We start from the raw sequence: 22,344 nt of genomic DNA, 5'->3' as shown, positions 1-22,344 counted from the left end.
GTGCGCGGGTGGTCAGCTCTCGCAGGCCACCCCGTCGCCGTCGCGGTCCAGGTCGGAGCTGTAGCCCGGGTCGCCACGGTGCACGGGTGCGGCGCCCGCGGCCTTCGCCTCCGAGCAGTTGGAGAAGTAGGCGAAGGAGGTGTCGGAGTCGGAATCCTCGTCGTCATCTGTCGAGCCGCCCACCCCGAGGTCGGCCACCGCCGGCTCGGTCGTCGTCACCGTGCTCACCACCGTCGAGACCGCCGTGTTGGTGACCGTCGACGGCGGCGCAGCCTTCTCGGTCGAGGTCACTGTGACGGTCTCGGTACTCGGCGTCGCGGCCGCCGGTGTCACGGTGCGCATGGTCGTCATGGTGGCGGTGGTCGTCGAGACCTCGGTCTGCACAGCGGTTTCCGTGGACGTCACCGTCTCCGCGGCCGGGGTGGTGCCGCTTCCGCAGCCGGTGAGCACGCCGGCGGCGACCGCAGCGGCAACGAGGAAGCGGGCAGGGCGCAGCAACAACGGAAACCTCCGGGGAGTGGTGATGGTCGAACGGCATCCTGCTGGCCTGATGCAGGTCCGGACAATTCCACAACGGTGTTATGTGTGCGCACGACAGTGTCACAGCCGAGATCGGGGACATCACCGGAACTCCGGCGACGCCTGATTCAGGCCGGTGCGGGGGCGGGGTGGGTGCGCTCGTGCTCCTCGACGGCCACGGCGGAGTAGTGGGCCAGGGCGACGGCGCCGGTGACGGCGAGGACGAACCCGGTGATCCCGGCGCCGAGGAAACCGGACCTGATGCTGTCGTCCAGCACCGAGAGCCCGATCGCGGACGGCACCACGGTGTTGGTGGTGAACATGACCGCGGACACCGTGGTCGCGCTGCCCTTCTGCAGCGCCTTGGCGAACACGGCGGTCGCGACGACGCCGTTCGCCGCGATGGCCCAGGCGGCCGGGGTGCCGAGCAGGTCGCCGACCGAATTGATGTCCGGCATCGATCGCGCCGAGACCGCGACCGCGGCGAAGCCCAGACCGGCGGCGAAGCCGAGCAGGATCGCCGAGACCCGCTGCGGGACACGGTCACCCGAGAGTCCGATGATCCCGACGACGGGTGCGACCGCGAGCAGCAGCCAGTGCCAGAGCGACGGGATGTCCTTGGCCGGACCGGTCTGGGCGGTGAATCCCAGCAGCACCAGACCGGTCGCCGACACGGCCAGGGCGACCCAGCCACGGCGGCCGAGCCGGGTGCCGAGGATCGCGGAGATGGTGGCGGTGACGCCCACACTGAAGGCCATCACCGACTGCACCAGGAACAGCGGCAGCAGGTGCAGCGCGAGCGCGGCGCAGACGAACCCGAGGATGTCGATGCAGACCCCGGTCCAGTAGAGCGGCTGCCGGGCGATCTTGCCCAGGTCGTCGTTGCCGCCGCCGTACGCGCCGGACCGCCGGATCGCCACCGACTCCACCACGGACCCGAGACCCGACCCGAGAGCGCCCATCACGGCGAGCAGGTAGCCCAGGATCACCTGTGGAGTCTCCCAGACCGGATCGCCCGTTCAGCGCCGTTGCAGGTCACGGGTCGGTCGGACGCGTCACACCGGCATCGACGATCTCCCGGTGCCGGCGCAGCAGCTGCACGATGCGCACGGCGACGAGGGCCTGACCGGCGCCCGAGCAGAGCAGTGCGGTCGACACGGACGTGAACTCGGCCAGCACACCGCCGGCCAGTGCCCCGACCGGGATCCCGCCCCAGATCACCGTCCGGTAGACGCCGAGCACGCGGCCGAACAGCCGCTCCGGGACGATCGCCTGGCGCAGCGACATGAAGACCACGTTCCACACCGTGATCGATGCCGTCCCCAGTCCCATCAGCAAACAGGCGATCCAGGTGGTGTCCACCAGCGCGATGACCACCACCCCGATCGGGGAGAGGCAGGCGCCGACGGCGAGCGCACCGGACCGGCCGCAGAGCCGGACCAGCGGAGTGGCGGCCAGCGCCCCGGCCACCCCGCCGATGCCGCCCGCGACGAGCAGGATGCCGAAACCTGCCTCCGGCAGCCGGAGCACCTGCAGGGCGTAGAGGACCAGGAGAGCGTTGAACATCGCCCCGAGGCCGGCGGTGAGCGCAGAGGCGGCGGTCAGGCCCCGGATCAACGCGTGCCCGCGTAGCCAGCGCAGGCCTTCGGCGATCTCCGACCGCAGGGAGGTGCCGGCGCGCGGGACAGGGGTCGACCGACGCGGCAGGGTGCTGACCACCGCCGCCGAGACAGCGAAGCCGATCGCCATCCCGGCGAACGGCGAGGCGTCCCACCACGCGAAGAGCGCCGCACCGATCGGCCCGCCGACGAACAGCTGCCCGACCATCTCCGCACCGGACAGCCAGCTGTTGCCGCGGTCCAGCTGGTCCGGTGCCACCACCTCCGGCAGGATCGCCCGGGCCGCCTGGTCGTAGAACACCTCGGCGGTGCCGAGCAGTGCGGCGGCGACGTAGAGCAGGCCGATGCCCACCGTGTCGGTGACGATCAGGACCGTCAGACCGGCGATCACCAGCGCGCGCGCCGAGTTCGCCAGCGCCATGGTGCGCCGCCGGTCCCACCGGTCGACCAGCGCCCCGACCGGCAGGGCGAACAGCAGCCAGGGCAGGAAGAGCAGTGAGCTGAGCAGGGTCACCGGGATCGGGTCGTCGGTCAGCGACACCGCCAGCAGTGGGGTGGCCGCGACCCCGATGCCGTATCCCAGGTCGGACAGCGCGCTCGCCGGCCAGAGTCGCCAGAAGCCGGCACCGAGCCCTGTCCGTATGCCGATGTGCACCCCGGCAGTCAATACCGGCGGGGTGCCATCGGCCACCGACTTCGGCCCGCGGGTGATGCTTGACCTTCCAGCGGCTGGAACCCGGAAGGTGGCGCACGTGATCGGGAACGAGCATCTGCTGACCATCGGTCAGCTCGCCCGGCGCAGCGGTGTGCCGGTGCGGACCATCCGGTTCTGGTCGGACGAGGGGATCCTGCCCGAGTCCGGCCGGACGGCGGCGGGTTACCGCTGCTACGACGCCGCCGCGGTGGCTCGGCTCGATCTCGTCCGCACGCTCCGCGACCTCGGCCTGGGGCTCGACGACGTGCGCACGGTCCTCGCCCGCCGGGTGGGGATCGCCGAGGTGGCCGCCACCCATGTCCGGGCGATCGACGAGCAGATCCGGGCGCTGCGGGTGCAGCGTGCGGTGTGCACGCTCATCGCCCGCAGTGGTGGCGGTGACCTCGACGGACTGTCCGAGAGGGAGCTGACCCTGATGAACGACCTGGCCCGGATGACCGCCCCGGAGCGGCAACGACTGCTCGACGACTTCGCCGCCACCGCCTTCGCCGGCATCCCCGATGACGCACCCGGCGCCGGACTCGGGCGCCTGATGCGGGCGCTGCCGCCCGAGCTGCCGGACGAGCCCACCACCGAGCAGGTCGAGGCCTGGGTGGAACTGGCCGGGCTGGCGGCGGATCCCGCGTTCGCCGCCCGGGTGCGGGAGATGGCGATGGCCGGGTCGCAGCGCACTCCCGAGCAGCAGGCGATGGACCCGACCCTGGTGCTCGAGCACGCCGGAGCGGCCGAGCGGGCCGGGATCGACCCGACCGGTCCGGAGGGCCAGCTGGTGCTGTCCCGGATCGTCGGGGACCTGCCCGCGGAACAGGCGCACGAGCTGGGCCGCACCATCCGCACCTTCACCGACCGGCGCGTCGAGCGGTACTGGTGGCTGCTCCGGATCCTGCAGGGACAAAAGCCCTACCCGCTCGGGTCGGCCGCCTTCGAGTGGTTCGCGGACGCACTCGCCGCGCGCTGACTCAGGGGCCGTCGCTCAGCCGAGGTCGTGCAGGACGCCACCCGGGGCGGCGTCGGCGGCGTCGGCGAACTCGGAGAACCACATGTTGCCGATGCTCAGGTTGGCGTCGATGTCCCAGAGCATGGCCGGGGCGGCCCGGAAGGAACGCCCGGCCTCCTCGACGCGGTCGACGACCAGCACCGGGTGAGTCGGGTCGGTCAGGGTCCGTTCGTCGGCGACGAAGTAGTAGGCGGGGGACGGGAACTCGCCGTCGGAGTCCTCGTCCCACCCCGGTCCGCCGAGATCCTCGGCGGACCGACCGTCGTTGGCCTCGTCCTCGACGCAGTTGATCGCGGCCGGCCCGGCCGGGTAGTCCCCGTCGTCCGGAGCCTGCGGCTCGAGCGCTTCGGCGCACACCGCGTCGAACGACGCATCAGTCTCGTGGGTGAAGTAGGAGCGCAACAGCTGCGCCCGGCCCTCGCCGTACGAGTCCCCGGACTCCTCGGGTGGTGAGTCGTTCTGTGCCATGGCCGAGCTCAGCGCGCTCTCCTGCGCGGCGGACCGACTGGAGATGTAGGCCTCGATCTCGGGCGGCAGGGTCTGGCCCGGTTCGACCATGAACGAGCAACTGGTGAAAGCCTTGTCGCACTGCTCGATCATCTGGGCGATCGCCAGAGACTGTTCGGTGGTCGGCGTCGCTGCGGTGACCATGGCCGATGCCGGGACCTCGATCGGAGCTGCATCGGTGCCGGCCCACTCCGCGCACCCGGAGAGGAGCAGGCCGCTCACCACCAGCGCCCCGCCGACGGCCAGGGTCCGGCTGCGTCCGAAGAGCATCGTCACGCCCTCAGCCGAGATCACGCAGGACGCCGCCCGGGGAGGCGTCGGCGGCGTCGGCGAACTCGGAGAACCACATGTTGCCGATGCTCAGGTTGGCGTCGAGGTCCCAGAGCATCGCCGGTGCGGCGCGGAACGCCCGGCCGGGCTCCTCGGCGAGGTCCACCACCAGCACGGGATGGCTCGGGTCGGTCAGCGTGATGCGGTCTGCGATGACGACGAACGTGCTGAACGACTCCTCCGCGCCCCGGACCAGGTCGGCGGCGGTCATGCCTTCGTTCGCCGGGTCGTCCACGCACTCGATACCGGCCACCGACGGCGTCGGATCGTCGCCATCGGCGGACCGCGGGGCCAGCGACTCCGCGCAGACGGCATCGAAGGCGGCGTCGGTACCGGTGTCGAAAGAGGTGCGAACGAGGTCGGCACCGTTGCCGATGGCGCCGAGCGGACCCACCTCCGAAGGTGGCGGGGCGACGATCGACGAGGCACCCGGTTCCGGAACGGCTGTGCCGTCGATCAGTTCGCACCGGTCCCATTCGAGTTCGCAGCGGGCGAGCTCCAGCTGCTCCTGCAGCTCGGGGGACAACTCCGGAGTGGAGCCCGGTGCGGTGTCGGTGCCGTCGTCGATGACTTGCACTGATGGCAAGCAGCTTCCGTCGGTCTGCACGACTCCGGGGCAGCGGCCGCCGCTCAACGGCGCCACGCTCAACTCGACCGTGACGGACCCGCTGGTTCCCATCGGCGCGGCGTCGGTGCCGGCCCATGAGGCGCAGCCGGCGAGACCCATCACGGCCAGCGTCGCGCCGACGACGGTCGCAGCCACCCGCCCTGATCCCACCCGCATCCCGCCCCCTGCTGCTCCTGCGTCCGACTGCGCCACCCGGCCGGCACACGCCGGCCCGGCTCTGCATCATGCGGGACATGTCGCCCGTCCGGAAGTACCGGATCGGGCGGTCCGGTCACACCGACGGCCGCTCGAAAGACTCGGAGCGGGAAACCGGTGGCCGGCCGCGCCTAAACTGGAGCAGTCATGTCCGAGCCCGTTCCGTCGCCCGCCGTTCCCGGCCCGGCGACCGGGCAGCAGGGCCCCGAGCGGACACCTGCCGAATCGGGGGAGCCGACGCAGCGCACCCGTCCGCGCCGCCGGCGACCACGACGTCGCCGCCCGGAGTCCACGCAGGGCACGCCTGGTACCGCCGGCGCCGGCCGCGATGGGGAGACGATCGCGGAGACTGCCGGCACCGAGACGTCCGGCCCGGCGGCCGCACACTCGGCGGACAGTGCTCGGGATGCCGCCCGCTCCGACACCCCGCTCCCGACGCCCGGAGAGCTGCGTGCCCGGATCGAGCTGCTCGGGACAGCTGACCGCCCCCGACTGGAACGCCGCCTGTCCGGCCTCCGCAAGAGCCGGGACGAGGCGGACCGGCGGCGGACGACGGCGCAGATCCTCGCCGCGGTGGAGACGGCCGAGCAGAAGCTGGCCCGGCGGGCAGCCGCGGTCCCGGTCCTGAAGTTCCCCGAGGAACTGCCGGTCAGCGACAAGGTCGACGAGATCGCCGCGACCATCCGCGACCACCAGGTGGTGGTCGTCGCCGGCGAGACCGGGTCGGGCAAGTCGACCCAGCTGCCGAAGATCTGCCTCCAGATCGGCCGTGGGGTCAAGGGTCTCATCGGGCACACGCAGCCCCGCCGGATCGCCGCCCGCGCCCTCGCCGAACGGATCGCCGAGGAGACCGGCACCCAGGTGGGCGGAGCCGTCGGCTACTCGATCCGGTTCGGCGACCACACCGGGCCGGACACCCTGGTCAAGCTGATGACCGACGGCATCCTGCTCGCCGAGATCAACCGTGACCGGCTGCTCACCGCCTACGACACGATCATCATCGACGAGGCCCACGAACGCAGCCTCAACATCGACTTCCTGCTCGGCTACCTCACCGAGATCCTGCCCCGGCGGCCCGATCTCAAGGTGATCATCACCTCGGCGACCATCGACGTCGACCGCTTCTCCCGGCACTTCGCGACGGCCGGTGTGCCGGCGCCGGTGGTCGAGGTGTCCGGGCGGACCTATCCGGTGGAGGTGCGGTACCGCCCGTGCGGGCCGGAGGAGTCGGGGGAGGACGAGTTCGACGAGCCGACGTCCGCCCGACCGACCGGAAAGCGCGACGACACCGAGAGCAAGGACCAGGCGCAGGCGATCTGCGATGCGGTGGACGAACTCTCGGCCGAGGGCGACGGCGACATCCTGGTCTTCCTGTCCGGCGAACGGGAGATCACCGACACCGCCGAGGTGCTGCGCGGGCACCTGCAGTACCGCCCCGGCACCACCGAGGTGCTTCCGCTGTACGGGCGGCTCTCCGCGGCGGACCAGCACCGGGTGTTCAGCCCGCACACCGGCCGGCGGATCGTGCTATCCACCAACGTCGCCGAGACCTCCTTGACCGTCCCGGGTATCCGCTACGTCATCGACCCGGGCACCGCACGCATCTCCCGCTACTCCACCAGGACGAAGGTCCAGCGGCTGCCGATCGAACCGATCTCGCAGGCATCGGCGAACCAGCGCGCAGGGCGCTGCGGCCGGGTGGCCGACGGCATCTGCATCCGGCTGTACTCCGAGGAGGACTTCCTGGGCCGCCCGGAGTTCACCGATCCGGAGGTCGCCCGCACCTCGCTCGCCTCGGTGATCCTGCAGATGGCCGCCCTCGATCTGGGCGACATCGCCTCGTTCCCGTTCCTGGAACCGCCTGACTCGCGGCAGATCTCGGACGGCATCGGGGTGCTCACCGAGCTCGGTGCGATCCTCCGTGAGGACGGACGCACCCGACTGACCCCCACCGGACGGTCGATCGCCGCACTGCCGGTGGATCCCCGCCTGGCCCGGATGCTGGTCGAGGGCGACCGGCGCAACGTGCTGCCGGAGATGCTGGTGATCGTCTCGGCGCTGGCGATCCAGGACGTCCGCGAGTACCCGCTGGAGGAACGGGACAAGGCGACCGCCGCCCACTCCCGGTTCGTCGACCCGAAGTCGGACTTCCTGGCCACCCTGCACCTCTGGCATTACCTGCGCACCGAGGCGAAAGCCCGTTCCGGCAACGCCTTTCGCCGGATGTGCAAGCAGGAGTACCTGCACTACCTGCGGATCAGGGAGTGGCAGGACCTGCACGCCCAGCTCCGGCAGATCGCCCGCCAGCTCGGCCTGCGCGGGATGCAGGAAGGCGAGCAGGCAGCACCGACCGAGCGGCCCGGGAAGGAGCCGGCCACCCAGCAGGGACGCGGCACCCTCGCCACCACGCCGGTCGACTCCCGCGCGGTGCACATCGCGCTGATCTCCGGCCTGCTCTCGCACATCGGCCTGAAGTCCGAGGCGGGCCGCGAGTTCCAGGGCGCGCGGGGGACCGCCTTCCTGCTGTGGCCCGGATCGGCGCTGGCGAAGTCGCCGCCGAAGCTGGTGGTGGCCGCCGAACTCGTCGAGACCTCTCGCCTCTGGGGACGCACCGCGGCCGCCGTCGATCCGCTCTGGGTGGAGGAGGTCGGCGGGGACCTGTTGCGGCGCAGCTATTCCGAGCCCCGGTGGGACGCCCGCCGCGGCAGCGTGGTGGCGACCGAGAAGGTCACCCTGCTCGGGGTCACGCTGATCGGCGCGCGCACCGTGCAGTTCGACCACGTCGACCCGTCGCTGGCCCGCGAGCTGTTCATCCGGCACGCGCTGGTGGAGGGTGACTGGCAGACCCGGCACGCGTTCTTCGCCGCGAACAAGGCTGCGATGGAGGAGGTCTCGGAGCGCGAGGACCGGGTCCGCCGTCGGGACCTGCTGCTCGACGACGAGTCGCTCTTCGCCCTCTACGACGCCCGGATCCCGGCGTCGGTGACCTCCGCTCGGCACTTCGACGCGTGGTGGAAGAAGGCGTCGCGCACCGATCCGGGGCTGCTCACCTTCACCCCGGAGATGCTGCTCTCGGCCGGCGCGGTCGACGTCGATCCGGAGGCGTTCCCGGACACGTTCACCTCCGGCGGCGTCGACCTCGACCTGGACTACGTCTACGACCCGGCCCGCACGGACGACGGAGTGTCGGTGACCATCCCGCTGGCCGTGCTGGCCCGGGTCGATCCGGCCGCCTTCGAACGCCAGATCCCCGGTCTGCGCAAGGATCTCGCGGTGGCGCTGCTGCGGTCCCTACCCAAGACGCTGCGCCGCAACTTCGTGCCGGCGCCCGACTTCGCCGCTGCGGCACTGGCCCGGGCCGGTGACGGTCCGCTGCCGGTGGAACTGGCCGGCGCGCTCACCGCACTGACCGGAATCGTTGTCACCCCTGGTGATTTCGACCTGGAGAAGGTGCCGGCACACCTGCGGATGACCTTCCGGGTGGTGGATCCGGCCGGCGCACAGATCGCCGCGGGCAAGGACCTGGACCAGCTGCAAGCGGCGCTGCGCGCAGACACCCGCAAGGCGGTCGCCACCGTGTCGGCGAGCCAGGTGCACGGCGCCCGTGAACGCTCGGGTCTCACGGTGTTCCCGGAGGAGGGGATCCCGCAACAGGTGCGCAGCGTCGTGGCCGGGCAGGAGATCCTCGGCTACCCCGCGCTGGTCGACGACGGGGCGAGCGCAGGCCTCCGGGTGTTCACGTCCGAGGAGGACCAGCTGCGGGCGATGCGCCGCGGAACGATCCGGTTGCTGGCCCTGCGGATCAAGCCGCCGGTGGCGCACGTGCGGAACGGGCTGACCAAGGCACAGCAGCTGACCCTGACCGTCACCCCGCACGGCGACCTCGGGGTGCTGCTGGCGGACGCGACCACCGCCGCGATCGATGCGCTGTTCGACTGGGCCGGCGGGCCGGCCTGGGACGTCACGGGTTTCGAGAGGCTGGTGACCAGACTGACACCGCAGGTGCCCAAGGCGGTGCTGGACGTGGTGATCGCCGCGGAGGCGGTGCTGCGCGCCGCCCACGAAGCGGAGACGGCCATCGACGCGGTGGCGGCGTCACCGGGTGCGGGCGGCCTGCGGGACCGGATCGGCGACCTGCGCGAGCAGCTGGTGCGGCTGCTGCCGCCGGGTTTCCTCACCCGGACCGGCGCCGCGCATCTCCCCGATCTGACGAGATGGCTGCAGGCGCTGGCGGTCCGGGCCTCCCGGGTGCGGGAGGCGCCGGACCGGGATCGCTTGCGGTCGGCGGAGATCGACGGTCTGCAAAGGGATCTCGACGACGTGACCACTGCGCTGGACGTGGCGGCGGCGGGCCGGTCCGGCGATCCCGATGTGCGGGAGGTGGCCCGGATGCTCGACGAGTTCCGGGTGGCGACCTTCGCCCAGCCGATGCGGACCGCGGTGCCGGTGTCCGCGAAGCGGGTGCACGCGGCGATCGCCGCCCTGCGCTGAGCGCCAGGCAACCGGGACCGGGACAGCGACGCCCTCCCTCCCTGCCGAAGAGCGGGAGAGAGGGCGTCGCATCCGCGGATCAGGCGGGCGGGGTCTCCTGCGGCGGGGTGGCCGGGGAGGCGTCGCCGGCGACGTCGGGCTTGTGCTTGGCGGCGATGCCGTCGACGAACCCGTCGACCTTGTCCTCGATCGGGTCGACCTTGTCGTGCCCGATCTTGTTGCCGACGAACTCGCCGACCTTCTCCACGCCGTCCTTGATCTTCTCGGAGTGCTCGGCCACGAGCCCCTCCGCCTTGCGCGCGAGCTCGCCGAAATCGACCATCGCTTCTCACTCCTCCACCGGTGACCGGCCCCCGGCAGGTCGGTCGTGGCGACCACGGTAGTCGAGCAGGATGACGTGCGCCCGGCCCGGCCACAGGGCTGGTGTCCGCATCGGTCCGAATCGGGTTGACGTGGGTGCGGCCCGGACAGCAGCCTGACCCGGTGGGTCATCTCGAACTGTCCGGTATCGCTCTCTCCCTCCCCGACGGCCGACCGTTGCTCGCCGACGTGGGCTTCCGGGTTCCGTCCGGGGTGACCGCGCTGATCGGGCCGAACGGGACCGGCAAGTCCACCCTGCTGCGGATCGTCACCGGAGAACAGGAGCCGGAGGACGGTGCGGTGACCCGGTCCGGCGAGATGGCGGTCATGCCGCAGTTCATCGGATCGGTCCGCGACGACTCGACGGTGCGGGACCTGCTGCTGGCGGTCAGCCCGGACGCGATCCGCGACGCCGGCCGACGGATCGACGCCACCGAGCTGGCGATGATGGAGGACGACTCCGACCGGGTCGCGATGGACTACGCGCAGGCACTGGCCGACTGGGCCGACGTGCACGGTTACGACTGGGAGACCCGTTACGACGTCGCCTGTGTCGCGGCGCTCGGGGTGCCGTACGACCGCGCGAAGTTCCGCGCGGTGACCAGCCTGTCCGGCGGCGAGCAGAAACGGCTGGTGCTGGAGCTGCTGCTGGACGGGCCGGCCGAGGTGCTGCTGCTGGACGAGCCGGACAACTACCTCGACGTGCCCGGCAAGGTGTGGCTGGAGGGCCGACTCGCCGCGACGGACAAGGCGGTGCTGCTGGTCTCGCACGACCGCGAACTGTTGGAACGGGCCGCGAACCGGATCGTCACGCTCGAGCCGGGCGCCGCCGGTGCGGTGTCCTGGGTGCACGGCGGCTCGCTGTCGACCTACCGGCAGGCGCGCGACGACCGGAACTCCCGGCTGGAGGAGCTGCGCCGACGGTGGGACGAGGAGCACCTCAAGCTGAAGACGCTGGTCAACACGTTGAAGGTGAAAGCGACCTTCAACGACGGGATGTCGTCCCGGTACCAGGCGGCGAAGACCCGGCTGGCGAAGTTCGAGGACGCCGGTCCGCCGGAGGCGGTGCCGCTGAGCCAGCGGGTCACCATGCGGCTCACCGGCGGGCGCACCGCGAAGCGGGCGATCGTCTGCACCGGCCTCGAGCTGACCGGTCTGATGAAGCCGTTCGACCTGGAGGTCTTCTACGGGCAACGGCTGGCCGTGCTCGGGTCGAACGGATCCGGCAAGTCGCACTTCCTGCGGCTGCTGGCCCGCGGCGGCTCCGACCCGGACGTCGAGCACCGCCCGGTATCGACGGTCGACCTGACGCCGGTGCACCACTCGGGGAAGGTCGTGCTCGGCTCCCGGGTGCGGCCCGGCTACTTCCGGCAGACCCATGCCCACCCGGAGCTGGACGGACGGACGCTGCTGGAGATCCTGCACCACGGTGACGAGCACCGGTCCGGGATGGGCCGGGAGCAGGCGGCCCGGGCGCTCGACCGGTACGGCCTGGCCAGGGCGTCCGAGCAGCAGTACCAGACGCTCTCCGGCGGGCAGCAGGCCCGCTTGCAGATCCTGCTGCTGGAACTGTCCGGGGCGACCCTGCTGCTGCTCGACGAGCCGACCGACAACCTGGACCTGCACTCGGCCGAGCAGCTCGAGGAGGCGCTCGAGGCGTTCGAGGGCACCGTCGTGGCGGTGACCCACGACCGCGCGTTCGCCCGGACCTTCGACTCGTTCCTCGTCTTCGACACCGACGGCACCGTGCGGGTCTCCGACACCCCGGTCTGGGACGTCGCGCGGGTGCAGCGGACCCGCTGAGGGTGCGCCCGGTGGCGTTGCGACGTGCCACGATGAACGGGTGAGTTCCCCGCGGTCCCGGCGATCGGCCACGCGCATCCCGTTGCGCGCGCCGGATCGTCCCGACCCCGCGGCCGCCGCCGGTCCGGCCCGGTTCGCCGGGCTGCTCACCGGGCTCGGGTCCTTCGCCGCGCTGCTGGTCGGGGCCGCGCTGGTGGCGGCGCTGATCGGCACCGCCACCCTGTCCACCGCGGTGCCGGAGGGGATCGAGGATCCCGGACCGGTCGTGCACTACGGCATCCCGGTCGTCCGGATGCTGCTGGACCTGGGCGCCGTCGCCACCGCCGGGCTGGCCCTGCTGGCCAAGCTGGTCGGCTTCGACCGGCCGGACCGGACCGAGCCGGTGATCGCGCCGACCCGCCGCCTCGCGGTGTGGACCAGTGCGCTGTGGGGGATCTCGGCGCTGTTGGCCATCGTGCTGCTGACGGTGGAGCTCGGCGGCACGCCGACCCCGGCGTCGATCTGGAACTACATCTCCTCGATCGCCGCGGGCAAGGGTCTGCTGCTGTCCGCCGGCTGCGCGGTGCTGTCCATCTGGCTGTCGGTGCTGGCGGTGCGGCACGGCGAGCGGGTGCCGGCCGAGTTGCGCGTCGGCGTCGCGTTGTTCGGGTTGCTGCCGCTGCCGCTCACCGGTCACGCGTCGAACTGGTATTACCACGACCTGACGATGATCTCGATGGAGCTGCACGTCGTCGCCGCGACCGCGTGGGCCGGCGGCCTGGCCGCGGTGATCATCTTCCTGATCCGGCAGCCGGTGCTGCTCGCGCAGACCCTGCCGCGGTTCTCGAAGCTGGCCACCTGGTGCGTGCTGGTGGTCGGGGTGACCGGGGTGCTCAACGGCCTCATCGAACTGGCCCTCTCGCCGATCACCGCGCTGCCGGGCTCGCTGTTCACCACCCGCTACGGGCTGCTGATCCTGGCCAAGACGCTGTGCATGGTGCTGGTCGCGGTCACCGCCGCGGTCATTCGGTACCGGTTGCTGCCGCGGATCATCCGGCGGGAACGCACCGCGGTGACGTTCTGGGCCGGGTGGGAGCTGGTGGTGCTGGCCGTGGCGTTCGGCGTCGCCGTGGTGCTGACCCGGACCCCGGTCACCTCCCTGTAGTCACCGCCGGCCGGCGCGGGCCTTCTTCCGGGTCGGGGCAGCCGGTGCCGGTCGCCGGCGTCGCTGCCCGGTGTGCGATCCGCCGGTCGGCTCCCAGCCGTCCAGGTGCCCGGCGGCGTCACGGCGGGGTTCGGCGGAGTAGCGGACCTGCAGCGCCGGCGGCCGCGGGGTGGACAGCCCGATCGTGCGGGAGGCCAGCAGGGCGGCGAAGGACCAGGTGATCAGCAGCGCGGGCAGGGTGATCCAGACCGACGACCAGTTGACCGGCGGCGTGGCCAGCGCCGCGCCGGCCTCGAAGTCCGCCCGCCAGGAGGCGATGTCCTGCGACCCGAGGCTCAGCGGGGTGCCGGTGACCAGGGCGGACAGCGCCAATGCGCCATAGCCGCCGGCGGTCACCAGGACGGCGCCGAGCACCGCGCGCAGCGCCTCGTTCATCCGCACCAGGAACACCAGGTCGACCAGCACACCCACCACCAGCAGCCAGATCGGCAGCGAGCTGGGCGGGAAGTCGCCAGCCACCAGCAGCGGCCAGATCACGCAGCGGTAGGCGACGTAGAGGCCGACCGCGCAGGTCGCGGCCCAACGGAAACCGGTCGCGATGCGGGCCGCGACCAGCACGATCACGCAGATGGCGAGGGTCCACACCGGGTAGACCCAGGACGCGATCGGCATCGCGAAGTGCTGGATCGCGATGTCGTCGACCGGGCGGCCGATCTGCCCGGCGGCGAAGGACAGCAGGGTGGACTCGGCGTACGGATCGCCGCGGAACCAGGAGGCGACCTCGAGGATCCCGTACTCCTGCTGGCCGGTCGGGAAGAAGACGTCCTCGAAGAGGAACGCGAACAGCACCACCAGACCCGCCGTCCACTGTCGGGCGAAGGCGCCCTCGCGCGGGTAGGTGCGGTACCAGTTCCGGATGACGCCGATGACCATGATCATCGTGCCGATGTAGAGCAGCAGGTGGGACGGCGACCAGGCGGTCAGGTCGAGTCCGTTGACCCGGTGGTTGATGATGTCGATCGGCCCGGCGATCACGAAGATGCCGGTGCCCCACTGCATGATCCGCAGCGACGTCTTCTCCGCGCCGTAGCCGGTGAAGGTGTGGGCCAGCACCAGGCCGATGGCGATGCCGGTGCCGACGGTGTTGATCAGGTGCGGCGGGGCGAGGTCGTCGCGCAGCCACTTGAAGTGCCAGGACACGTCCCACGACGAGCCGATCAGCTTGAGCAGGAGGGCGAGCAGCCACATCCGCTGCATGAAGACGGCAAGGCTGCGCGGGGTCTCCCGGCCGGGCACACCCCGGGTCCAGTACGTCCGCATGAAGCCGGCGAGACGCTGCATCCTTGACCTGCCTCCGATCGGCCGACCCCGGACTGGGGTGCCGACTGCAAGGGTAGAGGCCCGCGGGCTTCCGATCGGCAGTTCTGCCGTCCGTGCCGTGCCCGGGTCCCGGCCGGCGGACTCTGCTCGCCGGCCGGGACGGGATGGGGATCAGGCCCAGGTGACGGTGTGCTCGTTGTCCAGCCGCGGCAGCCGCGGGAACCAGGGGTTCTCGCCGGGGTGGCCGATGTTGACGACCAGGCTGGTCCTCCACCGGCCGTCCGGGAAGAAGTCGGCGTCGATCGCGGCGGCGTCGTAGCCGAGCATCGGGCCGGCGGCCAGACCCAGCGCGCGGACGGCCAGGATGAAGTAGCCGGCCTGCAGGGACGAGTTCAGCGCGGCGGACCCGGTACGCATGGTCTCGTCGGCCTCCAGCACGTCCTGCATCTCGGGGCGGATCGGGAAGACGGTCGGGATGTGCTCGTGGAACCGGGTGTCCACCGCGAGCACGGCGACGGCCGGTGCGGCCGCGGTCTTCTCCTTGTTGCCGTCGTTCATATGGCCGACCAGCCGCTCCCGGGCCTCCGGCGTCCGGATGTACAGCACCCGCAGCGGCTGGAAGTTCGCCGAGGTCGGCGGCCACTTGGCGAGATCCCAGATGGCGGAGAGCTCCTCGTCGGTGACCGGGGTGTCGGCGAAGGTGTTGGCGGTACGGGCGTCGGTGAAGAGCAGGGCCCGGCCGGCCTCGTCGAGGACGGGCAGCGTGGTGGTTGAAGTTGCGGTGATGGGTGCAAGGGTGGAGGTCATCGGTGTATCGGCTTTCTGTCGGCGACCGGCCAGGCGCTGGTCGCGGAACTGTCGTGCTCGGTGATTGCTGCTGGGGAGTTCGATGTGACTTGCACGACGGATGTCGCTAGCAATTTCGAAGTACCCAGGCAGAAGGTAGCACCGCAGGTACAGTGGTTGCATGGCCGACGTCGGTGATGCGCACCACGACCCCCGCATGTGCGATGCGGGTCTGGCGCGCGCCTTCGAGTTCCTCGGTAAGCGCTGGAACGGCGTGATCCTCGGGACCCTGCTCGGCGGATCCGCGAGCTTCTCCGAGGTGCGGCGCGCCATCGGCGGGATCAGCGATTCGGTGCTGTCCGACCGGTTGGCCGAGCTGGGCCGGGCCGGGCTGGTGCTGCGGACGGTCTGCGAGGGACCGCCGGTGACCGTGGTCTACCGACTCACCGACCGCGGGCAGGCGCTGTTGCCGGCGCTGACCGAACTCTCCGTCTGGGCCGCGGACAACCTGCCCGCCGCGGCTCGTTAGGCCCTGACGTCCGCTCGGGCTGGATCAGTCGTCGTCGTAGGCCGGGTAGTAGGCGTCGACCTCCGGGCCGTCGTCGCCCTCCCGCCGGACCGCGGTCACGTGACCGCCGGAGGCGCCGACCGAGAGCAGCTGCTCGATCAGGTCGTCGCCGGACAGGGTCAGCAGCTCCAGGCCGCCGCCGCGCTGCTCGAACTGCATCCGGCCGGCGTGCCCGGCCTCGGTGAGCTTCACCAGCGATCCGGTGGACGCGAGCGACCCGCGGCCCACCCCGAGCACCCCGAGGAAGGCATCGACCGCGGGCACCAAGGCCTTCTTGTTGGTCTCGCACATCGCCCGGATCAGCTCGGGTCGGGTGGCCGCCACCCGCGTCCCGTCGCCGAAGGACCCGGCGGCCAGCGACAAGGCCAGCGGTCCGCCGTCGGCGCCGACCTGCGCCAGTGCCAGCGCGAGCAGGTGCGGGAGGTGACTGACCAGGGCCACCGCGGAGTCGTGCGCCGGCGCCTCCGTCGGCACCACCCGGCACTGCAGGCCGAGGGCGAGATCGGCCACGTACATCCAGGTGTCGAGGTCGGACTCCTCGGTGAGCGTGGTGACCCAGGCGGCACCGGTGAACAGGTCCGCCGATCCGGCCGCCCACCCCGAGTGCTGGGTCCCGGCCATCGGGTGCGAACCGATGAACCGGGCGGTCGGCGCCAGCGCCTCCACCTGGTCCTCCACCGCGGCCTTGACGCTCCCTACATCGGTCAGCCGGACTTCGGGGGCCACCGCGTCCACCCGCCGCAGCAGGTCCCCGAACGCCGTCACGGGTGCGGCCAGGACGACGAGACCGTCGGCGGCGTCGGCCTCCTCGAGCAGCGTCTCCGGATCGGCGACCACCCGGAAACCGTCCGCGGCGGCCGCGTCCCGGGTGTCGGCGCTGGGTGACCAGCCGCTGACGTCATGGGTGGCCGCCGCGGCGCGCAGCAGGGAACCGCCGATCAGGCCGAGGCCGAGCACATGCAGGGAGGGACGGTCCGCCATGCCGATCATGATCCCGCGGATCGCGCCGCCGCGATACCGGGGCGACGGGTGGGCGGTGTCCCCGGTCGTGTGGCCGACCATCGGCGACCGTCACCCGACCGGCCGCGCTCGACCGTGCGAGCCATGGGCGGGCGACCCCGGAGAGGAACACAGCCGGGCGGCATGGCCGGGCCACGGCCGATTGCGTAACGTTCTGCGGGTGAGCGCCTCTACCTCCGCCGGCCACCCGGCCGGCTTTGCTGCTGCGGTCGTCCGGGAGGAGGGCCGTTGGCGGGTGTCCATGCTGGACGACGAACTCGTCGACGACCTGGACGGCCTGCTGACCGCCCTGCGCCGACTCGGTGCGACGGGCGCGGTCTTCGGGATGGTCGCCGTGGACGACGAGTTCTTCGTCGTGGTGCGGCCGGTGCCGGGCGGGGCCGGGCTGCTGGTCTCCGACGCGACGGCGGCGCTCGACTACGACATCGCCGCCGATGCGCTCGACCTGCTCGACGTGCCGCTGCCCGAGGACGACGAGATCGACGACGAGCCGTGGCCGGAGGGCGACCTCGCGGTGCTGGCCGATCTCGGGGTGCCCGAGCAGGAGATGACGCTGATCGTCGGCGAGGACGACCTGTATCCGGACGAGCAGTTGCGGCTGATCGCCCAGCGGTGCGGGTTCGCCGACCAGTTCGACGCGCTGCTGGAGAAGGCCTGATCCCGGGGGCGATCCCCGACCTGCGCGGGGACCCCGGCGACGAGGACCTGGTCCGCGCCGCTCTGGCCGCCGTTCCCGGCGGCGACGATCCGGACGTGCCGATCGGTGCGGTGCTGGCGGCGCCCGACGGACGGATCCTGGCCGCGGCGTCCAACGCCCGCGAGGCAACCGGCGATCCGACCGCCCATGCCGAGATCCTGGTGCTGCGGGCCGGAGCGGCCGCCTTCGGCGGCTGGAACCTGTCCGGCTGCACCCTGGCGGTGACCTGCGAACCGTGCACCATGTGCGCCGGCGCGATCGTGCAGGCCCGGGTGTCCCGGCTGGTCTTCGGCTGCTGGGAGCCGAAAACCGGTGCGGCAGGGTCGTTGTGGGACGTGCTGCGGGACAGTCGGCTGACCCATCGGGTCGAGGTGCGGGGGAGTGTGCTGGCCACCGAGTGTGCGGCACCGCTCACCGCGTTCTTCGCGCGTCGCCGCTGAGGTCCTCCTGTTTCTGCTGATCCGAGCCGGTCGGGCAGGGCCGGGCCGATGGTGGCAGGCTGGCCGGGTGGACGTCGTCGCCGAACACGACCGGGTGCTGGCCGGACTGGACCCGCTGCTCCCGGAGACCGGACCACTGCCCGTCGAACCGCCGGCCCGGCTGCTGAGTGTCACGGCCGGGCCGTCCGCCGGACAGGCGCTGGCCCGGTACGGGGAGGTCGGTGCGGAGGACCCGCTTGCGATGTGGGGCGCGCTGCGCCGGCACATGCTGACCGTCAGGCTGGCCGGTCCGGACCGGGCCGGGGTGCTGCGCGAGCTGCTGCACGAGTGGTTGGGAGCGCTCGACGTCCGGGTAGGTGACTGGGACACCAGTGCGTCGGTGACCGTGCCGAGCCGGGACCCGGTGGTCCGGTTGCCGCTGGTCGAGCTCGGTTTCGCGCCGCTGATCGTGGTGGCAGCCCGCCGGGCCGGCACCTCGACCCCGGCCGGATCGGACGTGCCGGTGCGTGAGGCCGTTGTCGCCGACCTGGATCAGCTGGCCGACCTGAACGACGCCCTGGTCGACACCGACGCGCACAACGGAGTGGTGACCAGCCGGCCCGGGCAGCGGGAGCGGCTGCGCGAGGGTCTGGAGACCACCCTCGCCGGGGCGCCGGGCTGGACACTGGTGGCCGGGGAGCCGCGCGCGGTCGGGTTCGTGCAGGTGAACCGTCCGGAGCAGGCGGCGTGGATCGTGCCGATGAGCAGTGCCGGCGCGGAGGCGGCGTACCTGAGCGGGATGTACGTCGAACCGAAGGAGCGGGGCAGCGGTGTCGGCGCCGCGCTGGTCGGGAAGGCGCACGCCCGGATCGACGCGGCCGGTGTGCCGCTGACCCTCCTGCACTACGCCGTGCCCAATCCCCGATCCGGACCTTTCTGGTCGCGGATGGGGTACCGGCCGCTGTGGACCACCTGGCAGCGACGGCCCGCCGCGCGCCCGGAGCTCTGAGTCGCGGCGGCCTCGTGACGGTCCGGAGCACTCCGGCGGGTCCGGTAAAGTCTTCGCCGGTAGCGTGTCCGAGCGGCCTAAGGAGCACGCCTCGAAAGCGTGTGAGCGTGAAAGCGTTCCATGGGTTCAAATCCCATCGCTACCGCCACGCAGCAGCCCCTGATCCTCGCGGGAAACCGCAGGTCAGGGGCTGTTTTGCTAGTTTGTTCAGGCATCGCCCAAAGGGTGTCCGGAAGATTTTGCCCACATTTTGCCCACACTTGCGGAAGCCGCTGCGTGATCCATGGCCCTCGCGACGGCGTCGAGATCGTCGTCGAACAGGTCGGCGTAGACGTCCAGTGTCATGGCAGCGGAGGAGTGGCCGAGCATCCGTTGGACGGCCTTGACGTTGGCGCCGGCGGAGACGGCGAGGGATGCGGCGGTGTGCCGGAGGTCATGCGGAGTGAGCCGTTCGAGCCCGGCCCGTAGCCGGGCGCCCTCGAACCAGCCGCGCGTCCCTCGGGGCGGGTGCATGTGCGTGCCGGACGGGCCGGGGAACAGCAGGGCGTCCCGGTCCTTGCCTTCGCACAGCCGGGCGAGGTGGTCGGCCAGGAAGTGAGGGATCGGGACGACACGGTGCCGGTGGTTCTTCGGCGTGCCCACGACCGTCCTTCCGCCGACCTCGACAGCGTTCTGCGCGACCGTGACCCTCCTCCGCCGGAAGTCGCAATCCCGGACGCGGAGAGCGGCAGCCTCGCCGAAGCGGAGCCCGCAGTAGGCCAGCAGGAGCACCATCGGCGCGTGCTCGCCGGCTTGCTCGGCGAGCTCGTGGACCTGATGGTGGGTGAGGTACCGGTTCTCCTTGCGCGTCTTGCGTGGCAGTTTGGTGCCGCGTGCCGGGTTTGAGAGGAGCCTGCGGTCCCGTACCGCGTCGTCCAGGATCGCGGACAGGACGCCGAACACCCGGATCACGGTGGTCGCGGATCGTTGACCGGTCAGCTCGGAGACCCACGCCTGGATCTGGGTGGGCCGGAGATCGGTGACGGTCAACCCGGCCCACCGAGGACGGACGTGCACCCTCCACGCCGACTCGACCGAGTGGAGCGCCGACGGCTTGAGGTGGGTCTGCCGGGCCAGCCATTCGACGCCGAGCACGCCGATCGTCGCCCGGGTGTCCTTCGGGCGGATGTACTCACCGCGCAGTTTGGACACCTCGACGCTCGACGCGAACTCTTCGGCCGCGCGCTTCGTCTTGAACCCGCGGCGGTCCGTCTGCTTCCGGTCGGGCGTGCGGTAGCGCACCCGGTACCTCTTGTCGCCGAGGCGGGTCCGGTACGACTCGACTGTTGCCATGCTCGGTCTCCTGCTCCGAAGCGCCGGGGAATTGACCGGCTCGGACCAGCGTAGAGACGAGCGGCGACAACCGGTTTCGCTCTTCGGAAGAATGTGGATAGCTTCGAACCTTCTGTCCTGCAACCGATGTGAAGCTCCAATGGCACTGCTGACCGTCGGTGGAGGAAGCTGGCGCGGAGTGGTCACGACCTGTCACGACCGTCCGCTCAGCCAGTGGAAGCGGTCTACCCGGCGCACTGCCGATCACCTCGCCCGGTATCCGGTCGGTCTCGTCCTGTGGATCTGGCCGGCCGCTGAGCGGTGCGTGGCCGGTGGGCGCCCGTTTCCGGATTCGGGCCGGCGTGTGTCTGTGACCTGCGGGAAAACGGGTGGGGTGGGCAGGTCGTGGGATGAATGACAGGTCAGTCGCCGGTCGTTGAAACGCGGGCGATGCCTTCGGCGGTGAACGCATTCGTCGGTCGGCTGCGTTCGCCGGCACATTTGGAATTGTCAGGTCATCGGTGTAAGTGATCCAGACACGCCGGGTGCGCCTGGCGGGGAGGATCGGACATGTCGGACACGCTTGTTGGCATGACATCGACGTCAGCGGGCTGGATGGACCAGCAGCAGTTCGCGCAGGCCCTGGTGGCGCAGGCCCGCCAGGAAGGCCGGGAGTTGATCGGCCCGGGAGGTCAGTTGACCGGGTTGACCAAGCAGTGCCCGGGACCCGCCCTGGAGGCGGAGATGACCGATCACCTGGGCGACGAGCGCCACCAGCCGGCTGGCCGCAACGGTGAGAACTCACGGAACGGCACCCGGTCCAAGACCGTGTTCAATCCAGATCGGGCCTGTGCAGATCGAGGTGCCCCGGGACCGGGACGGCTCGTTCGAGCCGGCGATCGCGCGCAAGCGGCAGCGGCGGCTGACCGGGGTGGATCAGATCGTGTTGTCGCTGACGGCGCGGGGCCCGACTACGGGTGAGATCGCCGCGCACTTCGCCGAGATCTTCCCCCGCAAGCGGGAGGTGCCCCCAGGTGCCCAGGTGTCGAAGGAGACTATCTCCAAGATCACCGACAAGGTCCTGGAGGACATGTCGGATTGGCGAGATCGCCCCCTGGACAAGGTGTATCCGGTCGTATTCATCGTCCCCCGCAAGCGCGGAGGTGCCCCCATCGATCATGGTCAAGGTCCGCGACGCGCAGGTCACGAACCGGCCGGTCTACGCCGCGATCGGCGTGTCGTGCACCGGGGAAGGGACATCCTGGGCCTGTGGGTGGGGCGATGGCGGCGGTGAGGGGGCGACGTTCTGGCTGCAGGTGCTGACCGAGGTGGGCAACCGCGGCGTGGAGGACGTGTGCATCCTGGTCTGCGACGGCCTGAAGGGACTGCCGCATTCGGTGGAGGCGGTGTGGCCCCGGACGATCGTGCAGACGTGCGTGATCCATCTGCTGCGCAACAGTTTTCGCTACGTCCCGAGGCAGCATCGGGACGCGTTGGCCAGGGATCTGAAGCCGATCTACACCGCAGCGACCGAGCCCGCCGCCAAGGCCCCGGTTCGAGGAGATCGATCAGCAGTGGGGCGCCCGCTACCCGGCGGTGATCAGGCTCTGGAACTCGGCGTGGCCAGAGTTCGTACCGTTCCTGGACTACGACGTGGAGATCCGCCGGATCATCTCCCGCCACCAACTCGATCGAGTCCCTGAACACCCGCTACCGGCGCGCGGTGCGCGCCTGGGGGCACTTCCCGAACAAGAGGCAGCGCTCAAGTGCCTCTACCTGGTCACCAGATCGCTGGACCCGGCGGGGAAGGGAAGGGCACGATGGGTGATCCGGTGGAAACCGGCTTTGAACGCCTTCGCGATCACCTTCGAGGGCCGGATCCAGCCAGCCACCACCAATTGAGAAC

General features: G+C 71.2%; 21 protein-coding genes, 1 tRNA gene and 2 pseudogenes. 14 read left to right on the top strand and 10 right to left on the bottom strand.

Annotated elements, in window-relative coordinates:
* Nucleotides 1-12: 12 nt before the first annotated feature.
* The 3 genes from GIS00_RS16080 to GIS00_RS16070 all read right to left on the bottom strand — a co-directional run bounded on the left by GIS00_RS16080 (nt 13) and on the right by GIS00_RS16070 (nt 2,793).
* Nucleotides 13-498, bottom strand: coding sequence for an excalibur calcium-binding domain-containing protein (locus tag GIS00_RS16080; RefSeq protein ID WP_230313681.1), 486 nt, complete (start codon nt 496-498; stop codon nt 13-15).
* Nucleotides 499-647: 149 nt separating this feature from the next.
* Nucleotides 648-1,508: a DMT family protein gene (locus GIS00_RS16075; RefSeq protein WP_230313680.1), complete on the bottom strand. Its 861-nt coding sequence runs from the start codon at nt 1,506-1,508 to the stop codon at nt 648-650.
* Between the two features lie 46 nt (nt 1,509-1,554).
* Nucleotides 1,555-2,793, bottom strand: coding sequence for an MFS transporter (locus GIS00_RS16070; protein WP_196073312.1), 1,239 nt, complete (start codon nt 2,791-2,793; stop codon nt 1,555-1,557).
* A 97-nt stretch (nt 2,794-2,890) separates the two neighbouring features.
* On the opposite strand from GIS00_RS16070, the gene GIS00_RS16065 reads away from it, so the two are divergent.
* On the top strand, nt 2,891-3,811 hold the full coding sequence (locus GIS00_RS16065) for a helix-turn-helix domain-containing protein (protein WP_322098023.1): 921 nt from the start codon (nt 2,891-2,893) through the stop codon (nt 3,809-3,811).
* 15 nt (nt 3,812-3,826) lie between these two features.
* Here the strand turns inward: GIS00_RS16065 and GIS00_RS16060 are convergent, their stop codons facing one another.
* A complete protein-coding gene (locus GIS00_RS16060; protein WP_407666880.1) occupies nt 3,827-4,627 on the bottom strand; it encodes a DUF6924 domain-containing protein in 801 nt (266 codons plus the stop codon).
* A 10-nt stretch (nt 4,628-4,637) separates the two neighbouring features.
* Nucleotides 4,638-5,264 carry a DUF6924 domain-containing protein gene (locus GIS00_RS16055; protein ID WP_407666879.1) on the bottom strand — a complete coding sequence of 209 codons (627 nt, stop codon included), beginning with the start codon at nt 5,262-5,264 and terminating at the stop codon, nt 4,638-4,640.
* Nucleotides 5,265-5,657: 393 nt separating this feature from the next.
* On the opposite strand from GIS00_RS16055, the gene hrpA reads away from it, so the two are divergent.
* Entirely contained in the window at nt 5,658-10,001 is a 4,344-nt protein-coding gene (gene hrpA, locus GIS00_RS16050) for an ATP-dependent RNA helicase HrpA (RefSeq protein WP_154769454.1), read from the top strand.
* Between the two features lie 79 nt (nt 10,002-10,080).
* Here the strand turns inward: hrpA and GIS00_RS16045 are convergent, their stop codons facing one another.
* The gene (locus GIS00_RS16045; protein ID WP_154769453.1) at nt 10,081-10,323 is read right to left on the bottom strand and encodes an Rv0909 family putative TA system antitoxin; all 243 of its coding nucleotides are present in this window, start codon (nt 10,321-10,323) and stop codon (nt 10,081-10,083) included.
* Nucleotides 10,324-10,484: 161 nt separating this feature from the next.
* Here GIS00_RS16045 and GIS00_RS16040 point away from each other — a divergent pair, with 161 nt between their 5' ends.
* Together GIS00_RS16040 and GIS00_RS29020 are read left to right on the top strand one after the other, a co-directional pair.
* Nucleotides 10,485-12,164, top strand: a complete 1,680-nt coding sequence (locus GIS00_RS16040; RefSeq protein WP_322098022.1) for an ABC-F family ATP-binding cassette domain-containing protein — start codon at nt 10,485-10,487, stop codon at nt 12,162-12,164.
* A gap of 142 nt (nt 12,165-12,306) precedes the next feature.
* Nucleotides 12,307-13,308: a copper resistance D family protein gene (locus GIS00_RS29020; protein WP_154769700.1), complete on the top strand. Its 1,002-nt coding sequence runs from the start codon at nt 12,307-12,309 to the stop codon at nt 13,306-13,308.
* Here GIS00_RS29020 and GIS00_RS16030 read toward each other — a convergent pair whose 3' ends face one another.
* Nucleotides 13,309-14,649 (bottom strand): hypothetical protein, encoded by a 1,341-nt coding sequence (locus GIS00_RS16030; protein ID WP_196073311.1) that lies wholly within the window; start codon nt 14,647-14,649, stop codon nt 13,309-13,311.
* Nucleotides 14,650-14,799: 150 nt separating this feature from the next.
* A complete protein-coding gene (locus tag GIS00_RS16025; protein WP_154769451.1) occupies nt 14,800-15,435 on the bottom strand; it encodes a malonic semialdehyde reductase in 636 nt (211 codons plus the stop codon).
* Between the two features lie 160 nt (nt 15,436-15,595).
* Between GIS00_RS16025 and GIS00_RS16020 the strand changes: the two genes are divergently transcribed.
* Nucleotides 15,596-15,943, top strand: a complete 348-nt coding sequence (locus GIS00_RS16020) for a winged helix-turn-helix transcriptional regulator (RefSeq protein ID WP_154769450.1) — start codon at nt 15,596-15,598, stop codon at nt 15,941-15,943.
* A 24-nt stretch (nt 15,944-15,967) separates the two neighbouring features.
* On the opposite strand, the gene GIS00_RS16015 is transcribed toward GIS00_RS16020, so the two are convergent.
* The gene (locus GIS00_RS16015; RefSeq protein ID WP_154769449.1) at nt 15,968-16,963 is read right to left on the bottom strand and encodes a prephenate dehydrogenase; all 996 of its coding nucleotides are present in this window, start codon (nt 16,961-16,963) and stop codon (nt 15,968-15,970) included.
* Nucleotides 16,964-17,243: 280 nt separating this feature from the next.
* On the opposite strand from GIS00_RS16015, the gene GIS00_RS28460 reads away from it, so the two are divergent.
* The 4 genes from GIS00_RS28460 to GIS00_RS15995 all read left to right on the top strand — a co-directional run bounded on the left by GIS00_RS28460 (nt 17,244) and on the right by GIS00_RS15995 (nt 19,275).
* On the top strand, nt 17,244-17,660 hold the full coding sequence (locus tag GIS00_RS28460) for a tRNA adenosine deaminase-associated protein (protein WP_230313719.1): 417 nt from the start codon (nt 17,244-17,246) through the stop codon (nt 17,658-17,660).
* A gap of 20 nt (nt 17,661-17,680) precedes the next feature.
* Nucleotides 17,681-18,139 carry a nucleoside deaminase gene (locus tag GIS00_RS16005; RefSeq protein WP_154769698.1) on the top strand — a complete coding sequence of 153 codons (459 nt, stop codon included), beginning with the start codon at nt 17,681-17,683 and terminating at the stop codon, nt 18,137-18,139.
* A gap of 67 nt (nt 18,140-18,206) precedes the next feature.
* Nucleotides 18,207-19,127, top strand: coding sequence for a GNAT family N-acetyltransferase (locus tag GIS00_RS16000; protein ID WP_154769448.1), 921 nt, complete (start codon nt 18,207-18,209; stop codon nt 19,125-19,127).
* Nucleotides 19,128-19,185: 58 nt separating this feature from the next.
* Nucleotides 19,186-19,275, top strand: a tRNA-Ser gene (locus GIS00_RS15995).
* Nucleotides 19,276-19,334: 59 nt separating this feature from the next.
* Here GIS00_RS15995 and GIS00_RS15990 read toward each other — a convergent pair.
* A complete protein-coding gene (locus GIS00_RS15990; RefSeq protein WP_154769697.1) occupies nt 19,335-20,459 on the bottom strand; it encodes a site-specific integrase in 1,125 nt (374 codons plus the stop codon).
* A gap of 549 nt (nt 20,460-21,008) precedes the next feature.
* Here GIS00_RS15990 and GIS00_RS29395 point away from each other — a divergent pair.
* The 5 genes and pseudogenes from GIS00_RS29395 (at nt 21,009) to GIS00_RS29375 (ending at nt 22,266) form a co-directional block, all read left to right on the top strand.
* Nucleotides 21,009-21,419 carry a transposase gene (locus GIS00_RS29395; RefSeq protein WP_407666874.1) on the top strand — a complete coding sequence of 137 codons (411 nt, stop codon included), beginning with the start codon at nt 21,009-21,011 and terminating at the stop codon, nt 21,417-21,419.
* On the top strand, nt 21,301-21,732 hold the full coding sequence (locus GIS00_RS29390; protein ID WP_407666878.1) for a transposase: 432 nt from the start codon (nt 21,301-21,303) through the stop codon (nt 21,730-21,732). Before GIS00_RS29395 ends, GIS00_RS29390 begins: the two co-directional genes overlap by 119 nt.
* Nucleotides 21,617-21,928 (top strand): annotated as a pseudogene (locus GIS00_RS29385) (transposase); the annotation flags it as partial. The gene GIS00_RS29390 and the pseudogene GIS00_RS29385, both read left to right, overlap by 116 nt.
* A 106-nt stretch (nt 21,929-22,034) precedes the next feature.
* Nucleotides 22,035-22,175 (top strand): annotated as a pseudogene (locus GIS00_RS29380) (hypothetical protein); the annotation flags it as partial.
* Nucleotides 22,129-22,266, top strand: a complete 138-nt coding sequence (locus tag GIS00_RS29375; RefSeq protein WP_407666877.1) for a hypothetical protein — start codon at nt 22,129-22,131, stop codon at nt 22,264-22,266. The pseudogene GIS00_RS29380 and the gene GIS00_RS29375, both read left to right, overlap by 47 nt.
* The last annotated feature ends 78 nt before the right edge of the window (nt 22,267-22,344 follow it).

It is taken from the genome of Nakamurella alba (assembly GCF_009707545.1).
GTDB lineage: Bacteria > Actinomycetota > Actinomycetes > Mycobacteriales > Nakamurellaceae > Nakamurella > Nakamurella alba.
Note: the sequence above shows the minus strand (reverse complement) of the source record. Positions and strands in the feature narration are given on the sequence as shown.